Origin of the sequence: Methanobrevibacter sp. (genome assembly GCF_045116495.1) — an archaeon.
Taxonomy (GTDB): Archaea; Methanobacteriota; Methanobacteria; order Methanobacteriales; family Methanobacteriaceae; genus Methanocatella.
In genome coordinates, this window is record NZ_JBGULU010000068.1 from 1 (window position 1) to 2,914 (window position 2,914).

The window sequence follows — 2,914 nt, forward strand, 5'->3', positions numbered from 1 at the left end:
TAAATTGTCAGTTTATCAAATTAGAAAATTTCGGATGAAATCCAACTAGGCTTCCAATTCGACATCATAGATTGTTTTACATTAACAAGTTAATGGCCAACAATACATAGTAACTTGCTAGGAATAAATAAGAGATAGCAAGCACCATATTTTCAACAGCAAGAATGTCTATTCCTCCAAATTTGATTGGAGTGTTTTTAATTGAATTCTCTTTCCAGTTCATAAAAACACCATTAATATGCATTATTGTATTAGTGTTTTAGAATTGAATATTTTGTTTTAAAATTATTTATAATTTCTTATTTTTAAAAATAAAGATTGTTTTTAGAATATAAAATTGTTTTTAGAATAGAATATTGCCTTAATTTGGAAATTAGTAATGAATGAAACTTTTATATAGTTTGACGTTCATAATACCATATAACATCTTAGGATGTTTTGGCGGCGCAATGTCAACCAATAGATATGCATATTGAATGAGGATGTGTCAAAATTTGTTTAACAAATTTATCCTTATTCAATTTTAAAAAAATCTATTTTTTTGCTTAATATTAACTTTATTGATGTGAATTTTACTAAAACTCAAAGTCTGTTGTAATTTCCTGTATACTCTCACTTTGCATCAGAATATTAACCAATCTCTCATCCAAATCTGCATGATTATCATGATAGTCAATTTCACCCAGTTCACTTCGGATTTTATAAGCCAAGTGTTCCTCATCCAAACTGAAGTATGAATTAATATTTTCCTTATTTCCTCGAGCATCAAGTCTGATCCATTTATTTAAATCTTTTATATACACCGTATTTAAAGCATGAATCATATAACCTTCACTTGCATCATCTGCTCTTGTAAGAAGCTGATAACTGATGCCTGACGGAATTCCATCTGCTCTTAAAAGTGCTGCAAGAAGACATGATTTTGTCCAGCAGATTCCAGTTTTATTTTTAAGCACATCACTGGCAGTTCTTGAAACTATATTTGTTTCAATATCCCACGAGTGAAGAATTTCATCCCTAACAAAGATGTAACTCCTTTTGATATAATCCAAATTATCCTCTGATTGATTCTTTAATTCCCGAACCCTTTCTTGGATATGAAAATTCATATAATCAATGCTTGGAGTTTCTATTAAATAATCTTCCATTTAATTACCCACACCATTAAAATTAGTTAAATATAAAATAAAATAATAATATTGTTTTATAATCCTAAAAAACTTCATAAAATGGATTTTGCCCGTATACTAACTCTCTTGAATCATTGCTAGAATACCCTTCGCTCCTCGAGCAACCCTCGAAACGGGCAGCCTATCCAATGCTGGGTTTCTTCTAATCATCGACAGCTAAAACTTTCCTCATAAAAGGACCGTAGGCATTGGTCAAAAAATGATACGACAATAATAATATATAAAAAATAATATTTAACTATTTTCCAAAATGAATATTAAAAAAAGAATGAAATACAAAGTGAAATTAAATTAACCTACTAAAAAAAGACAATTTTCCGTGATGATGTCAGAATACTGCAAAATTAAACTACAGCCAACATTCCAAATATAAAAATAAAAAAATAATGATTAAAAAGTAGTGAATACTTATTTAATCATTTCGAACTATAAAGAAGCAGAAAGATTAAGTTTTTCTGTTAAATCTTTGTATCTGTTTCTAATAGTTACTTCAGAAACATTTGCAGTTTCTGCCACTTGTCTTTGAGTAATTTTTTCGCCAAGTAATACAGATGCGATGTATAAAGTTGCAGCTGCTACACCAGTTGGTTCTGGGCCGTTAAGTAAACCTTGCTCTTTAGATTTGTGTACAATATCGATGGCCATAGATTCGACTTCACCGGATGCACCTAAAAGAGAAGCAAAACGTGGAACATAATCTGCAGGAGATGGTGCTCTTAATTTGATTTTTAATTCTCTTGCTAAAAATCTGTAATTTCGACTGATTTTCTTTTTGGAAACATTAGTTGCATCGGAAACTTCGTCTAAAGTACGAGGTAATTCGCAACGTCTTGCTGCAGTGTAAACGGCAGCGGCCACCATGCCTTCGATACTTCTACCGCGAACAAGGTTGTTTTTTGCAGCAGATCTGTAAATAATTGCTGCATCTTCCCTAACAACTTTTGGAAGGCCTAATTTAGAGCATACTCTGTGAAGTTCACTTAAGGCAATTGCTAAGTTCCTCTCACCAGTGCAAGAAATTCTGAGTCTTGAATTTATTGCCCTAATTCTGCGGTACTGATCCTTGTTTCTTTCAGGAATGCGGTTACCGTTAACATCACTGTTACTTTTACCCATAACAGTGGATAAACCTTTATCAGAAATGGCGAAAGACATTGGAGCTCCTGTACGAGTGCGTTTTAGTCTTTGTTCATTATCAAAAGCCCTGTATTCAGGACCCATGTCCATGATACCTTCTTCAATAACATGACCGCAACGTCTGCAGGAAAGTTCCGCTTTTTGAGAATCATGAACTAAATCAGTAGATTTACATTCAGGACAATATGTTGGTTCTTCTACTCTTTGTGTGTTTTTTTGCTTACGTTCTCTTCTACGTCTAATTTCTTCTTTTCTAGAAATTTTATATGGGTTAGATGTAATAATATCATCCTCCTTCGGATAAAACATCAAATACAAAAAGTTCAACAACCATTTACAAAAATAAATCTAAATAATTTATTAGAATGTAAAATCCCCAATATTAATTAAATTTCCAATATCCATTCTTAATACCTCCTGGTGTAAATATTTTGTGATGTTGATAAGTATTAAAACTGAATTTGTATAAAGTCATGGTTACGATTGAATATAATTATAATTATAATGAGCTTGCAGCGAAATGAAATTCCCATAGAAAACCATAGTACACAAACAAAACACAAAAGGACTTCACTACTGGGATCGAA

At 31.7% G+C, this 2,914-nt stretch carries 3 protein-coding genes; all 3 read right to left on the reverse strand.

What is annotated here, in order from left to right; genetic code table 11:
• Positions 1–76: 76 nt before the first annotated feature.
• The 3 genes from ACJMLH_RS03205 to ACJMLH_RS03215 all read right to left on the reverse strand — a co-directional run bounded on the left by ACJMLH_RS03205 (position 77) and on the right by ACJMLH_RS03215 (position 2,636).
• Positions 77–223 (reverse strand): hypothetical protein, encoded by a 147-nt coding sequence (locus ACJMLH_RS03205; RefSeq protein ID WP_292606348.1) that lies wholly within the window; start codon positions 221–223, stop codon positions 77–79.
• 352 nt (positions 224–575) lie between these two features.
• The gene (locus ACJMLH_RS03210) at positions 576–1,148 is read right to left on the reverse strand and encodes a transglutaminase family protein (RefSeq protein ID WP_296884084.1); all 573 of its coding nucleotides are present in this window, start codon (positions 1,146–1,148) and stop codon (positions 576–578) included.
• A gap of 468 nt (positions 1,149–1,616) precedes the next feature.
• Positions 1,617–2,636, reverse strand: coding sequence for a transcription initiation factor IIB (locus ACJMLH_RS03215; RefSeq protein ID WP_405274665.1), 1,020 nt, complete (start codon positions 2,634–2,636; stop codon positions 1,617–1,619).
• Between the last annotated feature and the right edge of the window lie 278 nt (positions 2,637–2,914).

Excerpts from the sequence above, each read along its gene's own strand:
- ACJMLH_RS03210 (WP_296884084.1), bottom strand. The coding sequence starts at position 1,148 with ATGGAAGATTATTTAATAGAAACTCCAAGCATTGATTATATGAATTTT.
- ACJMLH_RS03205 (WP_292606348.1), bottom strand. The coding sequence starts at position 223 with ATGAACTGGAAAGAGAATTCAATTAAAAACACTCCAATCAAATTTGGA.
- ACJMLH_RS03215 (WP_405274665.1), bottom strand. The coding sequence starts at position 2,636 with ATGTTTTATCCGAAGGAGGATGATATTATTACATCTAACCCATATAAA.